The organism is Pseudomonas sp. A34-9 (assembly GCF_029543085.1).
Taxonomy (GTDB): domain Bacteria; phylum Pseudomonadota; class Gammaproteobacteria; order Pseudomonadales; family Pseudomonadaceae; genus Aquipseudomonas.
Genome location: NZ_CP119967.1, coordinates 2,955,386 through 2,974,149 on the forward strand (window position 1 = coordinate 2,955,386; position 18,764 = coordinate 2,974,149).

General features: G+C 60.9%; 14 protein-coding genes. 10 read left to right on the forward strand and 4 right to left on the reverse strand.

Annotation, left to right across the window (positions count from 1 at the left end; all coding sequences use genetic code 11):
* Positions 1 to 15: 15 nt before the first annotated feature.
* Together P3G59_RS13210 and P3G59_RS13215 are read right to left on the reverse strand one after the other, a co-directional pair.
* The gene (locus P3G59_RS13210; protein WP_277761899.1) at positions 16 to 879 is read right to left on the reverse strand and encodes a LysR family transcriptional regulator; all 864 of its coding nucleotides are present in this window, start codon (positions 877 to 879) and stop codon (positions 16 to 18) included.
* Positions 880 to 1,119: 240 nt separating this feature from the next.
* A complete protein-coding gene (locus P3G59_RS13215; protein WP_277761900.1) occupies positions 1,120 to 2,838 on the reverse strand; it encodes a hydrogenase maturation protein in 1,719 nt (572 codons plus the stop codon).
* A gap of 297 nt (positions 2,839 to 3,135) precedes the next feature.
* Here P3G59_RS13215 and P3G59_RS13220 point away from each other — a divergent pair, with 297 nt between their 5' ends.
* The 10 genes from P3G59_RS13220 to P3G59_RS13265 all read left to right on the forward strand — a co-directional run bounded on the left by P3G59_RS13220 (position 3,136) and on the right by P3G59_RS13265 (position 17,468).
* Positions 3,136 to 3,642 carry a sigma-70 family RNA polymerase sigma factor gene (locus P3G59_RS13220; RefSeq protein ID WP_277761901.1) on the forward strand — a complete coding sequence of 169 codons (507 nt, stop codon included), beginning with the start codon at positions 3,136 to 3,138 and terminating at the stop codon, positions 3,640 to 3,642.
* Positions 3,639 to 4,604, forward strand: coding sequence for a FecR family protein (locus P3G59_RS13225; RefSeq protein WP_277761902.1), 966 nt, complete (start codon positions 3,639 to 3,641; stop codon positions 4,602 to 4,604). The genes P3G59_RS13220 and P3G59_RS13225 overlap by 4 nt, the downstream gene beginning before the upstream one ends.
* A gap of 219 nt (positions 4,605 to 4,823) precedes the next feature.
* On the forward strand, positions 4,824 to 7,733 hold the full coding sequence (locus tag P3G59_RS13230) for a TonB-dependent receptor (protein WP_277761903.1): 2,910 nt from the start codon (positions 4,824 to 4,826) through the stop codon (positions 7,731 to 7,733).
* A gap of 270 nt (positions 7,734 to 8,003) precedes the next feature.
* Positions 8,004 to 8,480, forward strand: coding sequence for an antitoxin Xre/MbcA/ParS toxin-binding domain-containing protein (locus P3G59_RS13235; protein WP_277761904.1), 477 nt, complete (start codon positions 8,004 to 8,006; stop codon positions 8,478 to 8,480).
* The gene (locus P3G59_RS13240; protein WP_277761905.1) at positions 8,477 to 8,980 is read left to right on the forward strand and encodes an RES domain-containing protein; all 504 of its coding nucleotides are present in this window, start codon (positions 8,477 to 8,479) and stop codon (positions 8,978 to 8,980) included. Before P3G59_RS13235 ends, P3G59_RS13240 begins: the two co-directional genes overlap by 4 nt.
* A 116-nt stretch (positions 8,981 to 9,096) precedes the next feature.
* The gene (locus P3G59_RS13245; RefSeq protein WP_277761906.1) at positions 9,097 to 11,748 is read left to right on the forward strand and encodes a TonB-dependent receptor; all 2,652 of its coding nucleotides are present in this window, start codon (positions 9,097 to 9,099) and stop codon (positions 11,746 to 11,748) included.
* A 229-nt stretch (positions 11,749 to 11,977) separates the two neighbouring features.
* Positions 11,978 to 13,819: an extracellular solute-binding protein gene (locus P3G59_RS13250; RefSeq protein WP_277761907.1), complete on the forward strand. Its 1,842-nt coding sequence runs from the start codon at positions 11,978 to 11,980 to the stop codon at positions 13,817 to 13,819.
* Positions 13,806 to 14,870, forward strand: coding sequence for a microcin C ABC transporter permease YejB (locus P3G59_RS13255; RefSeq protein WP_277761908.1), 1,065 nt, complete (start codon positions 13,806 to 13,808; stop codon positions 14,868 to 14,870). Before P3G59_RS13250 ends, P3G59_RS13255 begins: the two co-directional genes overlap by 14 nt.
* Complete coding sequence (locus tag P3G59_RS13260) at positions 14,870 to 15,892, forward strand: ABC transporter permease (RefSeq protein WP_277761909.1); 1,023 nt, start codon at positions 14,870 to 14,872, stop codon at positions 15,890 to 15,892. Before P3G59_RS13255 ends, P3G59_RS13260 begins: the two co-directional genes overlap by 1 nt.
* A gap of 1 nt (position 15,893) precedes the next feature.
* Positions 15,894 to 17,468: an ABC transporter ATP-binding protein gene (locus P3G59_RS13265; RefSeq protein WP_277761910.1), complete on the forward strand. Its 1,575-nt coding sequence runs from the start codon at positions 15,894 to 15,896 to the stop codon at positions 17,466 to 17,468.
* Between the two features lie 160 nt (positions 17,469 to 17,628).
* Here P3G59_RS13265 and P3G59_RS13270 read toward each other — a convergent pair whose 3' ends face one another.
* Entirely contained in the window at positions 17,629 to 17,946 is a 318-nt protein-coding gene (locus P3G59_RS13270; protein WP_277761911.1) for an SCP2 sterol-binding domain-containing protein, read from the reverse strand.
* Positions 17,947 to 17,995: 49 nt separating this feature from the next.
* Entirely contained in the window at positions 17,996 to 18,706 is a 711-nt protein-coding gene (locus tag P3G59_RS13275) for a histidine phosphatase family protein (protein WP_277761912.1), read from the reverse strand.
* Positions 18,707 to 18,764: the final 58 nt, after the last annotated feature.

The following is an 18,764-nucleotide window of genomic DNA, read 5'->3' on the forward strand; positions in this document are numbered from 1 at the left end:
TGTAATGCTGCCGATTCAGCTCAAGGGGTTCCAGCGTTGTGACCAGTCGTCATCGGTGCGGATCACTTCGCGCAGCAGGTCGAAGGCTTGCTGCAGCGTCGCCGAATCGCGATCGCGTGAGTAGACAAGGTAAGTCGGGTAGCCGAATTCCGGAGCTTTGGTCACGGCTTCCAGGGCGCCGCTTTCCAGATACGTGCGCACCACGCGGGTGCGGAAGTAGCCGCTGCCGCCGTGTTCGAGAATGTATTGCAGGGCCAGCGGGCCGAGGTTGAAACTCAGCGCCGCTTTGGCTTTTTCCGGCAGGGCGGCGTCATGCTGTCGGCGGAAGTCCGGGCCCCAGTCGATGTAGACGTAGGGATCGGGGCGATCGACCGCGCGCACCAGAATCAGTTTTTCTTCCAGCACTTGCTCGACCTGCAAGCCCGGCCAGTATTCCGGCTGATAGACCAGTGCGGCGTCGAGCACGCCGAGTTCCAGCTGGCGCAGCAGGTTTTCGCCGTCTCGGATCTCCATGCGCAGGGCATGCCCGGGAATTTTCTCGCGCAGCTCCGCCGCCCAACTGAGCATCAACGGGTTGCACAGGCTGACCTCGCCGCCGATGTGCAGCACGTTGTGATAACCCTCGGGCAGCGGCAGGTCGCGGCGGGCGGCCTCCCAGGTCTGCACCAGTTGATTGGCGTAGACCACAAAGGCCTCGCCATTGGGCGTCAGTTTCGCCCCGGCGCGGTTGCGCACGAACAGCGTGCTGCCCAGCTGACTTTCGAGTTTCTGCACCCGGGCGGTGATCGCCGTTTGCGTGACGAACAACTTCTGTGCGGCCGCGGCGAGGCTGCCATGACGGACGATTTCCAGAAAGGTGCGAGCGAGATCGATGTCCATGAGCGGGCCGGTGTTTGAGGTGGGCGCATTGTAAAGGCAAAAGCCCCTCACCCTAACCCTCTCCCAAAGGGAGAGGGGACTGATTGGGGGATATTGAAGAAATACACCGACTTGAACGATCAGCGTTGAATCCATAATCGACCCGATTTTTCAGGTCGATGCAGGGCGCCAGACACCTCGGTCGGTTCCCTCTCCCCTGGGAGAGGGCTAGGGTGAGGGGAAATGCAGTCACCGCCAAAATCAACTGGCCAACTCGGTCAAACGCCCCCGCGCCCACTCCTCGATCAACCGCGCCGGCGTGCCACACACCCTGCGCTTGTAGACAAAGTGTCGGCACTTCTCGGCAAATTGATTACGGTCGTAAAGCATGTCTTCCTGCATCTCTTGCAGCTCGGTGTCACGGCATTGGCGGATCAACACCTGATCAGTCCGCGCCTTGCGCTCGCGTACCGCCGCATAGGTCGAATCGCTCAACACGCCGTTGGCCCGTTGCAGCAACCACAGGGCAAACTCATCCGGGCAGCGCGGGCCGATTTCCTGAACCATACCCAGTTGCCACGCCTGCACCGCGCTTACCGGCAGGCAAGCCTGGGTCAATTGCTCCGCCATTGCCGGGCCGACGGCGCGGGGCAGGCTGTAAGTCCAGTATTCGGAGCCGTACAAACCCATGCTCTTGTAATGCGGATTGAGCACGACATCGGCGCGGGCAAACACAATGTCCGCCGCCAGTGCGAGCATCACGCCACCGGCGCCCGCGTTGCCGGTGACGCCGCTGACCACCAGTTGCCGGGCCGTCAGCAGTTCTTCGCAGACGTCATCGATTGCCTGAATATTCGCCCAGGCTTCGGCACCGGGATCTTGCGCGGCTTGAATCACGTTCAGATGCACGCCGTTGGAAAAACTGCCGCGCCCGCCCTTGATCAGCAACACCTGGGTATCACGGGACTTGGCCCAGCGCAGCGCGGCGACCATGCGCTGGCATTGCTCGGTGCTCATGGCGCCGTTGTAGAACTCGAAGGTCAGTTCGCCGACGTTGCCGGATTCGCGATAACGAAGCGGTTGATACGCTTCGTCACTGAACGGCTGCGTGGCAATCGACCAGTCCAGCACCGGCACATCGTCCAGTTGCCCGGCCAACAGGTGCCGCGCCGGTTGTTTGAAGGTTTCCTCGCCAGGTAGCGGTTTACGGCGCAGCGAACCAATCCACACACTTTGATCACCCGCCGCGACCAGCACCGCATCGTCATGCACCGCAAGAATCTCGCCGGGCATGCCGCTGCGCGCATCGAGGTGCGCGTCGTACACGTAATACTGACCGCCGGCCAGGCTCGCCAGCACGCCGGGCTGGCCGTCGGCGGCATCGATGCAGCGTTTGATGAAGCGTGCGCAGTCGTGCCAGCTGAAGCTGCGGTCGACCTGTTTCATGTTCGGTTGCAAGCGCCCGCGCACTTTCGCATCGGCATAGTCCAGGGCAACCGGCTCAAACCCTTCGATGAATTTCTCCACCACTTCGCGTATGCAACGAATCGCCGCGTCACTGACCCGGCCGTTGTACAGCTCGGATTTACGCAGGCCCGCTGGCAGGTTGAATTCGCAGGTGGCCCACACCGGGCCGGCGTCCATTTCCTCGACGGCTTGCAGCGCTGTGACGCCCCAGCTCGGTAGCTCATTGGTAATCGCCCAGTCGAGGGCACTGGCGCCGCGATCGCCGACGATGCCGGGATGAATGATCACCACCGGACGCTGGGCATTGCTCCACAGCGCCTCGGGGACGCGGTCCTTGAGGAACGGGCAGATCACCAGATCGGCGCCGCTGTGTTCGATCTGCTCGCACACCGCCTGTTCATTGGTAAACAGCACAACGCTGGGCGAGTGTCCGGCCTCGCGCAGTTCCAGCCAGGCGCGTTGGGTCAGGCCGTTAAAGGCCGACGACAGCAGAATGATGTTGAGTGGTCGCATGCTTGCTCTTCCTTGAGTGGGATCAGCCGTGGGCTCTCGGTGAGCCGTCCCTGGCTTTCGATGGAGCCGCGAGATTAATCAGTGACTGCCCACACGCCAGTGATCGAGGTCAACGTTGTGTCAGCCAATGTTTCTGCGGCGACGAAGCGGCTTATGTTTAATGGTTTGCTTGTGCTGATTTTTTATTACTTCAAATGTCTTCGAGGCTATTGCACAGTCGCGCCTGATCAGAGCCGGACGATCCCGGCAGAACGATGGTTTTTCGCAGCGGGTGGGACCCGTTTCAGGGAGCAAGGCATGGGTGGGTACAACCCGCATTACCAGATCATCGGGCAGATGTTTCAAAAGGACTATCGCTGGCTCTGCGCTGCCGTTGGCCGCACGCTGGGTTGCCCGCACAGTGCGCAGGACATTGCCTCGGAAACCTTTTTGCGGGTATTGGCACTGCCGGACCCGGCGGCCATTCGCGAACCACGGGCACTGCTGACCACCATCGCCCGGCGGCTGGTGTACGAAGGCTGGCGCCGTCAGGACCTTGAACGCGCCTATCTGGAAAGCCTGGCGCTGGCGCCGGAGCCGGTGCATCCATCCCCGGAAGAACGCGCGCTGGTGATCGAAGCGCTGCTGGCAGTGGATCGCCTGCTCAATGGCCTGTCGGCCAAGGCCAAAGCGGCGTTTCTCTGCCACCAGCTCGACGGTTTGACCTACAGCGAGATCGGCGAGCAGCTCGGCGTGTCCACCAGCCGCGTGCAGCAATATATGGTCGAGGCGTTCAAGCGCTGCTATCAGGCGATGCAGGCATGAGGCCGGACGAGGCGGTGATCGACGAGGCAGCGCAATGGCTGGCGTTGTTGCAGTCGGGCGAGGCGGGCATGGCTGAGCGGGCAGCGTTTGAGGCCTGGCGGCTTGCCGATCCACGCCATCAACAGGTCATCGAGCAGATGGGCGGCGGCCTGAGCCTGCTGCGCAACCCGAACCTGCGCAGTGTGCCGCGCAGCAGTTTGCTGCACAGCCTCAATGCGCCGTCGAGCCGTCGACGCTTTATCAGCGGCAGTTTGAGTGTGCTCGGCATTGCGCTGCTGGCCGGGTTGCTCGGACGGCGCTACGGCTGGTTGCCGGAGGCGGGGGAGTTGGCGACCGGGACCAGTGAACGGCGTGACTTCACGCTCGCGGACGGCAGTACGCTGACCCTCAATGCGCGCAGTCGTGTGGTGCCTCTGTTCGATGTTCAGCAACGCTTGCTCGCGTTGCGCAGTGGCGAGTTGCTGGTCGACGTGGCGAAAGAGCCGGCGCGGCCCTTTGTGGTCGAGACGGAGCACGGTCGCATGCGTGCCCTGGGCACGAAGTTTCTCGTGCAATACAGCGAGGAGGCGACGCGATTGGTGATGCTCCACTCGCAGGTCGAAGTGCTCACCGCAAGTGGCGCGCGGCAAGTGGTGGCGGCCGGTGAGAGTCTGCTGTTTAACGGCGCCGGGCTGTTGTCGCTGGAGCGCAGCAACGGCCACGAAAGTGCCTGGGTGCAAGGTCGCCTGGAAGTGCGCGACCGGCCTTTGCGCGAGGTCATCGAGAGCCTGCGCCGCTACCGTCGCGGCATCCTCCACCTGAGTCCGCAAGTCGCGGATCTGCGCCTCAGCGGCCTCTATCCGCTCGACGACAGCGATCGCACGTTGCAACTGCTGGAACGCTCGCTGCCGATCCGCGTGACCTGGCACAACCCGTACTGGGTCAGCATTGACCCCCGCCCAGCCGCTACCTCAACTCTGTAGGAGCTGCCGCAGGCTGCGATCTTTTGATCTTGCCTTTGCTTGAGAAAAACCAAAGTCAAAAGATCGCAGCCTGCGGCAGCTCCTACGGGGCCTGGCGTTGAATGGGATGGCCCGGTTTCCGGTTATAGGGATATGACTTCTTGGCCTAATCGCGGCCCTATAAAAAGCGCCGGCCCGCTGCTCATTCCCTGCAGATGCCTCTAACAGGGAAACCCTTCGATGTTCTCATTCAAACAACAATTACCTCGATTGACCCTTGCCGCTGCGTTGGCACTGGGCCTCAGTCCACTGGTGGCGGTCGCTCAGGAACCTGCGGCGGCGGTGTTCACCTTCGACATCGGCACCGGGCCGCTCGACGAAGTGCTGCTGGACATCTCGCGGCAGAGCGGTGTGCCGATTTCCTTTAGTCAGGAACTGGTCCAGGGCAAACGCAGCGCTGCGGTGCGCGGAGCTTTGGGTGGCCGTCAGGCGGTGGAGAAGGCTCTGCTCGGCAGTGGTCTGCAAGTCGAGCAAAGCGCTCAGGGCCTGACCGTTCGCCAAGCCGATGCGCCGGCGAAAGTCACGGCCGTGGCACCGGTCACCAGCGCCGATTACCACATGGAAAAAGTCACCGTCACCGGTTCGCGCATTGCCCGTGCGCAGAGTGATGGCGCCACGCCGGTCAACGTCATCACCCACGAAGAAATGGAAGCGCGCGGCTATAAAAACGTCTACGACGCCTTGGCGACGCAAACGCAAAACACCGGGATGACCCAAGGCGAAGATTACGGCAATACCTGGCAACCAGCGGCTAGCGCACTCAACCTGCGCGGCCTCGGCCCGAACCATACGCTGGTGCTGATCAACGGCCGGCGCGTCGCCGATTATCCGACACCGTACGACGGCAAGGTCAACTTCACTAACCTGGCGAACATTCCGTCGGCGGTCATCGAACGCATCGAAATCCTCAGCAGCGGCGCCTCGGCGATTTACGGTTCGGATGCGATCGCAGGCGTGGTCAACATCATCCTCAAGGACAAGATCAATGGCGTCGACGTCAACCTCAAGGGCGGCACCAGCGAACGCGGCGGTGGCGACAATCAACGCTTGCAGATCAGTGGTGGCGGCAGTTGGGGGGATTTTGACGGCTTGTTCGGTCTGGAGTTGACCCACCGCGATCCCATCTGGGCCGACGACCGTGGCTTTATGCAAAACGGCCCGCTGGCGGATGTCGGTTACCGCCGCGACCTGAGCAACAGTCGATATCTGGGACCGGGTTGCGGCGCTTATCAGGGCACCTTCGACAACAAGCTGTTCAACAGTGGCGGGCGCTGCCGCACCGACCAGATGTACAACGATTACTGGACCGTGCAGACCCAGAAGGAAAACTACGACGGTTACAGCCGTGGCACCTGGCATTTCAGCGACAGCGGCCAGGTTTTCGCCGATTTGATGTACGGCCTCGACCACATCCAGAACAACACGCGTGGGCCGACCTTCACCTCGCCAGACTTCATCAACCAGAACAGCGGCAATCTGGAACGCTGGTATCGCCGTTTCGGTGAGGAAGAGATCGGCGGGCGCACCAGCAACAACAGCAAGTGGCGCGACACCTCGTGGACCGGCACCCTGGGTCTCTCCGACAAGATCGCCGACACCGGCTGGCGTTACGATCTGGCGGCCAATCGCTCGGAGTATCGCAGCGTCGGAACGACCCGCTACAGGCCGCTGTCATCGATTCAGGATTTCTACCTCGGCCCGCAGTTGGGTGTGAGCGGCGGTTATCCGGTGTTCGCCCCGGACGCCTCACGGCTCGACCGGCCACTGACGCCGCAGGAGTGGCAGCAGTTTCGCAGCAACCTGACCCAGAGCAGCAAGTCGGTATCGACCAGCTACAACGCTGCGGTCAACGGTGACCTGTTCGATCTGCCAGCCGGCCCCGTGGGCTTCGCCGGGGTGCTGGAGGCGGGCAAGCAGCAATACCGTGTCGACCCGGATGATGGCCTTAACGACGGCACGTTCTACGGCGTAAGCCCACAGCAAAGCTCCGGGGGCTCGCGCAAGCGTTATGCGGCGGGTGGCGAGTTCAGTATTCCGCTGACTGACACGATTCTGGCGACCGCCGCCGGGCGCTGGGATCAATACAAATTCAGCGGCCGCACCGAGCAGCAGAAAACCTACAACCTGGGGCTTGAGTGGCGCCCGGTGACGAGCCTGTTGTTGCGCGGCAGTTATGGCACCAGTTTCCGCGCGCCGGATCTGAACTACATCTATCAGGCCGACAGCAACGGCTACTCCCCGGCGCAGATCGATTATTACGGTTGCAGCCAGGGCGTGCCGGGCGCCTGTGATCGCGGGCAAGTCAATTACACCCAGAGCGGCACGGCGGACCTTGAGTCGGAACGCGGCAAATCGTGGACCTACGGATTTGTCTGGTCGCCCTCGCGCAACTTCGATCTCTCCACGGATTTCTGGCGGGTCGAGATCGACGATTTGCTAACCACCGTCGACGAAAACCGCTTGCTGCAGCAGGAAAACGAATGCCGCAACGGCACGCAGGACATCAACTCGGCCAATTGCCAATCGACCCTGGCGCGCATCGATCGCAACGCTGGCAATGCGGCGGTCGATCCGAACCAGTTGAACCGCGTGCGGATCAACGCGATCAACGCCGCCAGCGAGCGGGTCAGTGGTCTGGATTTCAAGAGCAATATCCGCTGGGGCGCCGGGCAGTACGGCGCGTTCAGTTCGGCGCTGGGCTACACCTTGGTGCTTTCGCATTACTACAAGGAATCGGAAGAAGCACCCACGCAAGACTGGCGCACTTCACGCACCAATCACGACTGGCGCAGCAAGGTCAACGCCAGCCTGACCTGGGATTACCAGAAAGCCACGGCGACGCTGATGGGCATTCGTTACGGTTCGGTCACCAACGGCGCGGAGGACGGGCGCCTGTCACCGTGGACGGTGTTCAACGCCAGTGCGCGTTACAAGCTCAATGACCGGGCGAGTGTCGGGCTGACCGTGAACAACGTGCTCAATCAGGTTAAACACGATGATTCGGCGGGGTGGCCGTATTACCCGACGGGCAACTATGACCCGTACGGGCGGCAGTGGTGGCTGGATGTGAGTTATCACTTCGGTGGCTGAAAGCATGAATCTTGCGTTTACGTCCTACGGAAAATGGCAGGTTTTGCGGCAAGCGGGGGATATTTCCGACGACTTTTTCAGGTTGGTCGTCGGAAGCGCGTTCTATAGCATCGGACCTGACATTGAAGTCGCTGAGCGGTTTGAACGCTCAGGCTCCCAGATCAAGGATCAATTATGCGTACCTCACACCTCGAGCATGAATCGCCTGCTTATTCCCATCGGTATGCCTGGCGCGATGACCGCGCCAGATGCCCCATGGAGGATGTCCCGATGCCCGCAGCAAAAACGCCCCGGCTTACTGGCCTGAAAAAGGTCGAAGGCAAACCTGTCGATTTACTCGTGCATGGCCAGAACATAGGCGACGATGCGCTGCTGATCGTCCACCTGACGGACGAGGGCTTTGAGCTGAGCGACGTGGTCAACATGCTTTCCACGTCCGAGCTGTACCAGCAAGGCGAGATGGTCAAACGTATCACCGGCAAGTCTGTCAGAACCGTGCGCCGGCTCATGAAGGAAGGCAAATCGATGCGCCTTGACCCGCAGCAGAGCGTCGTCGCCTATCAATATGCGTTGGTGCTGCAGATGGCTATTCGGGCATTCGGGCGTCAATCAAAGGCCGAGGCGTGGATGCAGCAGCCCACTCCCTACCTGAACGGTCGCGTGCCGTTGGAATTGACCCGACATCCACTGGGTTTCCAGATGGTGGAGCAATACCTGGGCCGGATCATTTATGGAGTACACCAATGAATCCCTTGCCTTGGGACGAGCGCTGGTATGCCTGGCGGCTGGATCCCGAAGTCTACGGATGCACCTGGGACAGCGGCATTGGTTCCGAGCTGAACGGAGGACGATGGAATGTACCCGGCCGGCGAGTGGTTTATGCATCCGTCGACCCGTCCTCGGCCATTCTGGAAGTGGCAGCCAATCACAGCTTCGATGTGCTGGACAGTGAACCCTATGTGCTGACGTGTTTCGAGGTCATCAGCGACGCAAAGGTCAGAATCGTACAGCCAGAAGAAGTGCCCAATCCCAACTGGTTGAGCCCGGCACCGCCTTCACCCAATCAGCAGCAGTTTGCCGACGCTTTATTGTCCGAGCATCCGTTTGTGCTGATTCCTTCGGCGGCCACCCGGCATTCGTGGAATCTGCTGGTGAGCTGCGAACTGGCAGAAGGGCAGTTCAAAATGGTCTCTCAGGAGCGGTTTGGACTGGATACCCGATTACTCAGGGAGATGGCACAGGCCTGATGTGCGCTTGGCATTTTTTGCATAACCTCATCACTCAACGGTCTAAATCGCCCTCTATAAATCTTCCTGTGTCACCGCACATCCCTGCATAAACCAAAACGCAGGGATGGCTGTTCATGATCCAGTTTTCACCCGTCAAATCACCTTTGAGCCTGGCCTTGCTGCTGGCAATCAACACGCTCCCGGCCATCGCCGCCGATAGCGCAACTGAACCGACCACCCAACTGCAGCGTGTCGAAGTCACGGGTACGGCAATCCGCCGGGTCGATGCAGAAACCGCGGTGCCGGTCACCATCCTGCGCGTCGAAGAATTGCGCGAGCAGGGCGTGACTACTACGGAAGAACTGGTCAGCCGGATATCCGCCAACCAGTCTTCGGTCGGCTCCGGGCGTTCGGTTGGGTCAAGCAGTGGCGGGGCTTCATATGCCGATCTGCGGGGCATAGGGCCGAACAAGACTCTGGTGTTGCTGAACGGCCGCCGTTTGAGCAACAACGCTACCAATGCGATCAACGGCTCGGGTGTCGACCTCAACACCATCCCGTTCGCCGCGATTGACCGCGTGGAAGTGCTGCGCGATGGCGCTTCGGCGTTGTACGGCACCGATGCGATTGGCGGGGTGATCAACTTCATCACCAAAACCAGCCTGACGGAAGGGCAGATCAGCACCAACTACGACACACCGACGCATTCCGGTGGCGGTGAAAGCCGCAACTTCAGCGGCAGTTGGGGCTTCGGCGATCTGCAGGATGATCGCTTCAACGTGTTCGGCGTGGTCAGCTATGACAAACAGCAACGCCTGGCCGCTGAAGACCGTGGTTACACCTACAACTATCAACCGAACCGCGGGCTCGATTACACCTCCGGCACCGCATCGCCGGCCAACTGGAGCCAAGGCAGTAACGCCACCAATCCCTTGGCCGGCTCCGGCTGCAACGCACCGGGATTGCTGGCGCGTAACGGTATCTGCCGGCAGAGCCTGTGGAATTACCTCGATCTGGTGCCGGAAACGGAGAAGACTTCGGCCTTCGCCAAAGCCACCGGCAAGCTGTCGGACGATCACAATGTCAGCCTCGAATATTTCTGGGCGCGTAACGAAAACCGCACACAGATCGGTCCTGGCACCTTGATGGGCAATCAGGTCAACCCCGGCACCGCATTCTATCCGGGCAACGGCATCACCCCCGGGCCGAACGGTTTTGCCCTCGACCCGACGCAACCGGTCGACGTGAACTGGCGCGAAACCGCCGTCGGCGCGCGCCAGCATGAGGACGACAACACCGGACAACGCTTGCTCTTGAGTTTTGACGGCACACTGGCGGGTTGGGATTACAACCTCGGTGCCTCGTACAACCAGAACAAAGTGGTCAATAGCATTCAGGACGGTTACGTCAACGACCGCGCCGTCAGCGCCGGTATTGCCAATGGCGTGATCAACCCGTTCGGCCCGCAGACGGCTGCCGGTTCGGCGCTGTTGGCGGCCAACGCGGTGGACGGTGATTACGCCACGGCGGTCGGGCGCGTGAAGGCTATCGACGGGCGCATCAGTCGTGAAATCGGCGACTGGTTCGGTGCCGGCCCTTCGGCATTGGCGCTCGGCGGCGAGTATCGCAAGGAAGATTTCCATCAGGATTTCGCCCAGTTTGCCGGCGATGTGCAAAGCCTCGGTGTCGATCCCAACGGCAGCGTGGCCGGGGATCGCAGCGTCTCGGCCGAATACGCCGAGGTCAACGTGCCGGTGCTCGACAGCCTCGAACTGTCCGCTGCCGTACGCCATGACAAGTACAGCGATTTTGGCAGCACCACCAATCCGAAGTACTCGTTCCGCTTCCAGCCGTTCAAGCAACTGGTAGTGCGCGGTGCCTACAGTGAAGGGTTCCGCGCGCCGTCTTTGTATGAGCTGTACAACCCGACCTTCACCAGTTTCACCAACGCCAACTACAACGATCCGCGCTTGTGCGCTGGCGGCAACCCGAGCAATGGCGGCATTGCCAACCGCGATTGCGCGCAGCAGTTCAATCGCATCAGCGGTGGCAATACTGACCTCAGCCCGGAAACGGCGCGCAACGTCACCCTCGGGTTCGTCTATCAGCCGTTTGAGCGCCTGAGCGCCGGGCTGGATTTCTGGTGGATCGACATTGCCAACCAGATTGCCGAATTCCCCGAGTCGGCGGTGTTCGAGAATCCCGAGCTGTACCCGGATCGCCTGGTCCGCAAGCCGGATGGCTCCATCGACCACATCGTCACCGGGCTGGCCAACCTCGGCAAGATCAAGACCAACGGCGTCGACGTCAGCTTCGATTACCGTCTGCCGAGCACCCCGTACGGCAACTTCGGCGTCGGCCTGCAAGGCACTTACGTCACCCGTTATGACTATCAGCAACAGCTCAAGGGCGACTACATCGACAAACTGGGCGATTTCCGTGGCGGTGATTTCGCTTCGGCGGGCGCCGTGGCGCGCTGGCGGCACAGCCTGACCGGCAGCTGGAACTACGGGCCGTTTGGCGCCGCACTGACCAACCGCTACACCAGCGGTTACCACGACTCTGATCGCGACACGCACGATTACGTGGGTTCGTACAACGTCTGGGACCTGGCCGGCACTTACACCTGGCGCAAGACCCTGAGCGTGACGCTCGGGGCGAAAAACCTGTTCGACCGCGAACCACCCTTCAGCAACCAGACCTACACATTCCAGAGCGGCTACGACCCGAAATATGGCGATCCGTTTGGGCGGACGCTGTACACGCGGGTCAGTTACAAGTTCTGAAAATGATCAGAGGTGGCGGGTTTTAGTCACCTATTGATCTAAAGCCCGCCCTATAAAAATCGCCGGCCTGTTGCACATCACAGGTAGGCAGCAGGATGTGTGGTGACTGTTCCGGCGTTATCGCGAGCAGGCTCACTCCTACATTGGATTTGTGTTCACCGCAGACCTTTGTAGGAGTGAGCCTGCTCGCGAAGAGGCCAGTAGCAGCACCGTGTAAAAGGATCTGCCCATGTTCTCCAGGCTCATTTTATTCAGCGCGTGTGCGCTTCTGACTCCGCTCGGTTGGGCCGCCCCGCAACCGGCGTTAACGGTCTACGGCGAACCCGCCAAATACGCCGCCGATTTCCAGCACCTGGCTTACGCCAACCCCGACGCACCGAAGGGCGGCAGCCTGCGCCGGTCCTCGCTGGAAAGCGGCCCGTTCGACCACCTGATTCCCTACACCGACAAAGGCACTGGCGTGGCCGATATTGATGGCTGGCTCTACGCACCGCTGGCCTATCGCAGCAAGGACGAGCCTTACAGCGTCTACGGCCTGGTAGCGCAGCAGATGGAGCTGGATCCGGACCGCCGCTGGTTGCGTTTCTACCTGAACCCGAGGGCACGTTTCGACGACGGCACGCCGATCACCGCCGAAGACGTGCGTTACACCTTCGAACTGTTCACCACCCAGGGCAGCCTCAAATATCGCCAGCAGTTTCGCGATGTCGCTGAAGTCGTCGTGGAGTCGCCCACGCAAGTGCGCTTCCTCTTCAAAAACAACGACAGCCGCACCTTGCCGCTGGACCTGGCGACACTGCCGGTGCTGCCCGAGCATTGGTGGCGTAGCCGCGATTTTGCCGAGGGCGGCGGTTTCGAGATCCCGCCCGGCAGCGGTCCGTATCGCATCAGCGCGGTGGATGCCGGGCGCAGTGTGAAATTTCAGCGGGTGCAGGACTGGTGGGCGAAGGATCTGCCGATCACGCGTGGGCTGTACAACTTCGATCAACTGAGCGTGGAGTTCTTCGCCGACACCGACGTGTCACGGCAGGTGCTCAAGGCCGGCGGCTTTGATTACAACCGCGAGTTCTCCGCCACCAGTTTCACCATCGGTTACGCAGGGGCCGCACTGGAGCAAGGCAAATTGCTCCGCGAACATCTTGCACCCGGTGCCGCTCAAGGCGCGCAAGGCTTTGTGTTCAATCTGCAGAAACCGCCGTTTCAGGATCGTCGGGTGCGCCAGGCGATCGCCATGCTCTGGGATTTCGACTGGACCAACCGGCAGATGATGCGCGGTATGTACCTGCGCCAACACAGCTACTTCTCGCACAGCGCATTGGCGGCCAGGCAGTTGCCGGACGCCGAAGAGCTGAAAATTCTGCAGCCGTTGCGCGGGCGGATTCCCGAAGAAGTCTTTACGAAGGTGTTTGAAGCGCCGAAAACCGACGGCAGCGGTAACATCCGCGCCGAGCAATTGCAGGCCTTGAAATTGCTCGAAGCCGCTGGCTGGAAGCCCCGTGGCGATCAATTGGTGAACGCCAATGGCGAGCCGTTGCACTTCACTTTCCTTAACGGTCAGAAAGGTTTCGAACGACTGTTATTGCCCTTCAAACGCAATCTCGCGCAGATCGGCATCGGTTTCGATATTCGCCAGGTCGACACCGCGCAATACAACAACCGCGTACGCAATCGCGATTACGACATGATCGTCGCCGCTTACCCGGTGAGTCAGGCGCCCGGGCGCGAGATGTTCAATTACTTCGGCTCTGACGATGCCGATGATCCCGGCTCGAACAATTACATGGTGCTGCGCGATCCGGCCGTCGATGCACTGCTTGAAGGGCTGGTGCAGGCCGACAACCGCGAGAGCCTGCTGCGCCACGCGCATGCTCTGGATCGGGTGTTGCAGTGGGGCTACTACTGGGTGCCCAACTATTACCCGCCGGGGATTTCCACGGTGTGGTGGAACCGCTTCGGTCGACCGGCGATTGCGCCGCTGTACGACGCCGGCCTCGACACCTGGTGGGAAATCAGCCCGACCGCACTGAGCGCCAACCAGATGCACAAGGAGTACGCCCATGTGGGGTTATAGCCTGCGGCGCCTGCTGCTGATTGTGCCGACCTTACTGGCGATTTTGTTGGTCAATTTCGTCATCGTGCAAGCCGCGCCCGGTGGTCCGGTGGAACAGGCCATTGCGCGCTTGCAGGGGATTGGCGTCGGCGCGGCGGTGGGCTCCAGCCATGTCGAAACGGTGGGTGGCGAATCCCGCGCGACCCGAGGGCTCGACCCGAAACTGGTGGCCGATATCGAGCGTCAGTACGGCTTCGACAAACCCGCCAGCGAGCGTTTGTGGCTGATGCTCAAAAGCTATGCGCGGCTGGACTTCGGTCAGAGTTTCTTTCGCGGTGCCAGCGTCATTGAACTGATCCGGCAGAAGCTGCCGGTGACCTTGTCGCTGGGTCTGTGGGCGACGTTGATCACCTATCTGGTGTCGATTCCGCTGGGCATTCGCAAAGCCGTGCACAACGGCTCGGCATTTGATGTCTGGAGCAGCGTGGCGATCATCGTCGGTTATGCGCTGCCCGGATTTCTCTTCGCGCTGCTGCTGATCGTGGTGTTTGCCGGCGGCACGGCGCTGGACTGGTTTCCGGTACGCGGGCTGGTCTCGGACAACTTTGCCGAGCTGTCGCCATGGGCCAAGGTGGCCGACTATTTCTGGCACTTGGTGTTGCCGGTGATTGCCTTGGTCATCGGCGGTTTCGCCACGTTGACCATTCTGACCAAGAACAGCTTTCTCAACGAGATCTCGCGGCTATACGTAGTGACCGCGCGGGCCAAGGGCCTGAGTGAAAAGCAGGTGCTGTATGGCCATGTGTTTCGCAATGCGATGCTGCTGGTCGTCGCCGGTTTGCCGCAAGCCTTGGTGACGGTGTTCTTCGGCGGCTCGCTGTTGATCGAAGTGATCTTTTCCCTCGATGGCCTCGGCCGCCTCAGTTACGAAGCGGCGGTCGCGCGCGACTATCCGGTGGTGTTCGGTTCGCTGTTCATCTTCACCCTGTTCGGCCTGCTGATAAAACTGCTCGGCGACCTCTGCTACACGCTGGTCGACCCGCGCATCGACTTCACCGCGAGGGCTGCCTGATGCTGACATTTTCTCCAATCGGCCGGCGCCGCTGGGCGCGGTTCAAGGCGCACCGACGCGGGTGGTGGTCTTTGTGGCTGTTTCTCGCGCTGTTCGGCCTGAGCCTTGGCGGTGAACTGGTGGCCAATGACAAACCGCTGCTGGTGACGTATCAGGGCGAATGGTATTTCCCGGCGTTCAAGCGCTACACCGAGCAGGATTTCGGCGGTGAGTTGCCGTTTCAACCGGACTATCGCAGCGCGCAGGTGCGGCAATTGATTGAAGGGCAGGGCGGGCGAATTTGGTTTGCGCCGATTCCGTTCGCGTTCGACACGGTCAATTACGACCTGACCGAGCCTGCACCGAGCCCGCCCAGTGGCGACAACTGGCTGGGTACCGATGATCAGGCGCGGGACGTGCTGGCGCGGGTGATTTTCGGCACCCGCGTGTCGCTGCTGTTTGCCTTGGCGCTGACGGCGGCGAGTGCGCTGATCGGCATCGCCGCCGGCGCCTTGCAAGGTTACTACGGCGGTTGGGTCGACCTGATCGGTCAGCGCGTGCTGGAGGTGTGGTCGGGGCTGCCGGTGTTGTACCTGCTGATCATTCTGTCCGGGTTTGTCGAACCGAATTTCTGGTGGTTGCTGGGGATCATGGCGCTGTTTTCCTGGTTGAGCCTGGTCGATGTGGTGCGGGCCGAGTTCCTGCGCAGCCGCGGTCTGGAGTACGTGAAAGCCGCGCGTGCGCTGGGGGTGGGCGATGCGCAGGTGATCGTTCGACACATCCTGCCCAACGCCATGAGCGCGACGCTGACCTACCTGCCGTTCATTCTCACCGGAGCGATTGCGACGTTGTCGGCGCTGGACTTTCTCGGTTTCGGCATGCCGGCCGGCAGCGCTTCGCTGGGCGAGTTGATCGGCCAGGGCAAGAGCAATCTGCAAGCACCGTGGCTGGGTTTGACCGCGTTCTTTGCCTTGGCGCTGATCCTGTCACTGTTGGTTTTCATCGGCGAGGCCTGCCGCGATGCGTTTGATCCGAGGACTTGATATGCCTGAACAACTGATCGAAATACGTGACCTGCGCGTCGCCTTCAATGGCCAGCCGGTGGTGCACGGCATTGATCTCGATATCCGTCCCGGCGAGTGCCTGGCGCTGGTCGGCGAGTCCGGCTCTGGCAAATCGGTGACGGCGCACAGCATTTTGCAACTGCTTGACCCGGCCATTACGCGGATCGACGGCAGCATCCGCTATGCCGGCGAGGAACTGCTCGGCGTACATGAGCGCTATCTGCGGCAACTGCGTGGCAATCGCATCGCGATGATTTTTCAGGAGCCGATGAGTTCGCTCAATCCATTACATACGATTGAACGGCAACTGGGCGAAAGCCTGGCGCTGCACAAGGGACTGGCGGGGGCGGCGGCGCGCCAACGGATTCTGCAGTTGCTCGAACTGGTCGGTATTCAGCGCCCGCGCGAGCGGCTCAAGGCTTATCCGCATCAACTCTCGGGCGGTCAGCGCCAGCGGGTGATGATCGCCATGGCGCTGGCCTGCGAGCCGCAGTTGTTGATTGCCGACGAGCCGACCACGGCGCTGGACGTGACCGTGCAACGCAAGATTCTGCTGCTGCTCAAGGAGCTGCAAGAACGGCTCGGCATGGCGCTGCTGATCATCAGTCATGATCTGAATCTGGTGCGTAATATCGCGCAGCGGGTGGCGGTCATGCGCGGCGGGGTGATTGTCGAGCAGGCTTCTTGCGAACAGTTGTTCAGCGCGCCGCAACATCCTTACAGCATCGAATTGCTCAACGCTGAGCCGGGTGGCGAGGCATTGTGTCGGGAACCTGCCGAGGATTTGCTGCAGGTACGCGATCTCAATGTGCGCTTTCGTTTGGGCGGTGGTTGGCTGCGCGCGAAATCCTGGTTGCACGCGGTCAACGGCATTGACTTGAATCTTCAACGCGGCAAGACCTTGGGGATCGTCGGCGAATCCGGTTCCGGTAAATCGACGTTGGGCCAGGCGATTCTGCGTCTGATCGACGCTCAAGGCAGCATCCGCTTTCAGGGCGAGGCGCTGGAACACTTGAGCGGCAAGCAACTCAGGCCGCTGCGCAAACGCCTGCAAGTGGTGTTTCAGGATCCGTTCGGCAGTCTCAGTCCGCGCCTGTGCGTGGCGCAGATCATCGCCGAAGGTTTGCAGGTGCACAGCAATTTGAACGTCCACGAGCGTGAGAGGGCGGTGATTGATGTGCTGCGTGAAGTCGGCCTCGATCCGGCAACTCGCCATCGCTATCCCCACGAGTTTTCCGGGGGGCAGCGGCAACGCATCGCGATTGCCCGGGCACTGGTGCTCAAGCCAGATCTGATTTTGCTCGATGAGCCGACCTCGGCACTGGATCGCACGGTGCAAAAACAGATCGTTGGATTGTTGCGACGTTTGCAGGCGGAGCATGGCCTGACCTATCTGTTCATCAGCCACGATCTGGCGGTGGTGCGCGCGTTGGCCCATGACTTGATTGTGATGAAAGAGGGCGAAGTGGTGGAGCATGGCGAGACGAATGCGCTGTTTGATGCGGCGCAGCATCCGTATACACGAGAGTTGCTGGCTGCGTCATACAGGGCTTGACGCCTGCAGGAGCGGTCGAGTGAAACGAGGCTGCGATCTTTTGCCTTCGGGTTGGAAAAAACAAGGACGAAAGATCGCAGCGTGGCGCAGCGCCTACAGGGTCGAAACGCAAAAATCCCGCCACAGGGGGCGGGATTTTTTGTGTAACTGAACAGCGCTATTACGACGGGAACAGCTCGGACAGTTTCATCGACAGCATCATGTCGCCTTCAACGCGCAGCTTGCCGCCCATGAAAGCCTGCATGCCGTCGGTTTCGCCGCTGACGATACCTTTCAGGGTTTCGCTGTCCAGCACCAGCGTGCAGTTGGCGTCCGGGTTTTCGCCTTCCTGGATATCGCAGGTGCCATCTTTGACGATCAGCGCGTACTGCTTGCCTTCGTCAGTGATGTTGAAACCGAAGACCAGATCCAGACCGGCAGCAGCGGCTGGGTTGAACTTGGCTTGCATTGCTTTTACGGCATCGGCTACGGAGGTCATGGTTCGATCCTTATGGGTTGATTACAGCAAGGTTCACAGTTAACCGGACTCAGCGGAAAGTGATGAGTTCCGGAGCCTTCAACAGTTGCAGATGTGCGTGACTGTTGAAGGAGGCCAAAGCCACCTCGCGACCGCGGAACTTCAGCTGGTTGAGCGAGGTGTTGACGATTTGCCAGTTCAATTCAAAGGCCTGTTTTGCCGGCATTTGCGTAATAAGGTGGAGCAGGGCGGTGATGGTGCCGCCGGAGGTGAACACGGCGATTTTTTGATTTTTGTCGGCCAGATCCAGAATTCGGTGCAACCCGGCCTGCACGCGTTCGACAAAACCCAGCCAGCTTTCCAGCCCCGGTGTGTCATAAGTGCCGGCCAGCCAGCGCTCGATGATCAGAGCGAAAATGCGTTGGAATTCGCCACGGTTCTGCGCGGCGTTGCGCAGGATGTCGAGGGCTTCCGGCTCGTCAGCCAGCATGTCCGGGAGCAGGGCGCGAATCACCGCGTCGGCATCGAATTCGTTGAACGCGGAATCGGTTTCCAGGATCGGCACCGGCAGCCCTTTGGCGGCGTATTGCGCCAGCGCGCTGGTGGCCGTGTGCTGCTGGCGACGCAGGTCACCGGCGAGGCAGCGATCTAAGCTGATGCCCAGTTCAGCGAGATGCTGACCGAGGATTTCTGCCTGGCGCACGCCGGTCGGCGACAGGACGTCATAGTCGTCTGCACCAAAGGAGGCCTGGCCATGTCGAATCAAGTAGATGCTGCCCACGTCCGCGTCATCCCGGTACGTTGAAGGTTGTGGCGAGGTTATGAGGATGGCGGAGAGC

What these genes read in the sequence shown, in the direction of transcription:
- P3G59_RS13210 (WP_277761899.1), bottom strand. Translation starts at nt 879, where the DNA reads ATGGACATCGATCTCGCTCGCACCTTTCTGGAAATCGTCCGTCATGGC.
- P3G59_RS13215 (WP_277761900.1), bottom strand. Translation starts at nt 2,838, where the DNA reads ATGCGACCACTCAACATCATTCTGCTGTCGTCGGCCTTTAACGGCCTG.
- P3G59_RS13220 (WP_277761901.1), top strand. Translation starts at nt 3,136, where the DNA reads ATGGGTGGGTACAACCCGCATTACCAGATCATCGGGCAGATGTTTCAA.
- P3G59_RS13225 (WP_277761902.1), top strand. Translation starts at nt 3,639, where the DNA reads ATGAGGCCGGACGAGGCGGTGATCGACGAGGCAGCGCAATGGCTGGCG.
- P3G59_RS13230 (WP_277761903.1), top strand. Translation starts at nt 4,824, where the DNA reads ATGTTCTCATTCAAACAACAATTACCTCGATTGACCCTTGCCGCTGCG.
- P3G59_RS13235 (WP_277761904.1), top strand. Translation starts at nt 8,004, where the DNA reads ATGCCCGCAGCAAAAACGCCCCGGCTTACTGGCCTGAAAAAGGTCGAA.
- P3G59_RS13240 (WP_277761905.1), top strand. Translation starts at nt 8,477, where the DNA reads ATGAATCCCTTGCCTTGGGACGAGCGCTGGTATGCCTGGCGGCTGGAT.
- P3G59_RS13245 (WP_277761906.1), top strand. Translation starts at nt 9,097, where the DNA reads ATGATCCAGTTTTCACCCGTCAAATCACCTTTGAGCCTGGCCTTGCTG.
- P3G59_RS13250 (WP_277761907.1), top strand. Translation starts at nt 11,978, where the DNA reads ATGTTCTCCAGGCTCATTTTATTCAGCGCGTGTGCGCTTCTGACTCCG.
- P3G59_RS13255 (WP_277761908.1), top strand. Translation starts at nt 13,806, where the DNA reads ATGTGGGGTTATAGCCTGCGGCGCCTGCTGCTGATTGTGCCGACCTTA.
- P3G59_RS13260 (WP_277761909.1), top strand. Translation starts at nt 14,870, where the DNA reads ATGCTGACATTTTCTCCAATCGGCCGGCGCCGCTGGGCGCGGTTCAAG.
- P3G59_RS13265 (WP_277761910.1), top strand. Translation starts at nt 15,894, where the DNA reads ATGCCTGAACAACTGATCGAAATACGTGACCTGCGCGTCGCCTTCAAT.
- P3G59_RS13270 (WP_277761911.1), bottom strand. Translation starts at nt 17,946, where the DNA reads ATGACCTCCGTAGCCGATGCCGTAAAAGCAATGCAAGCCAAGTTCAAC.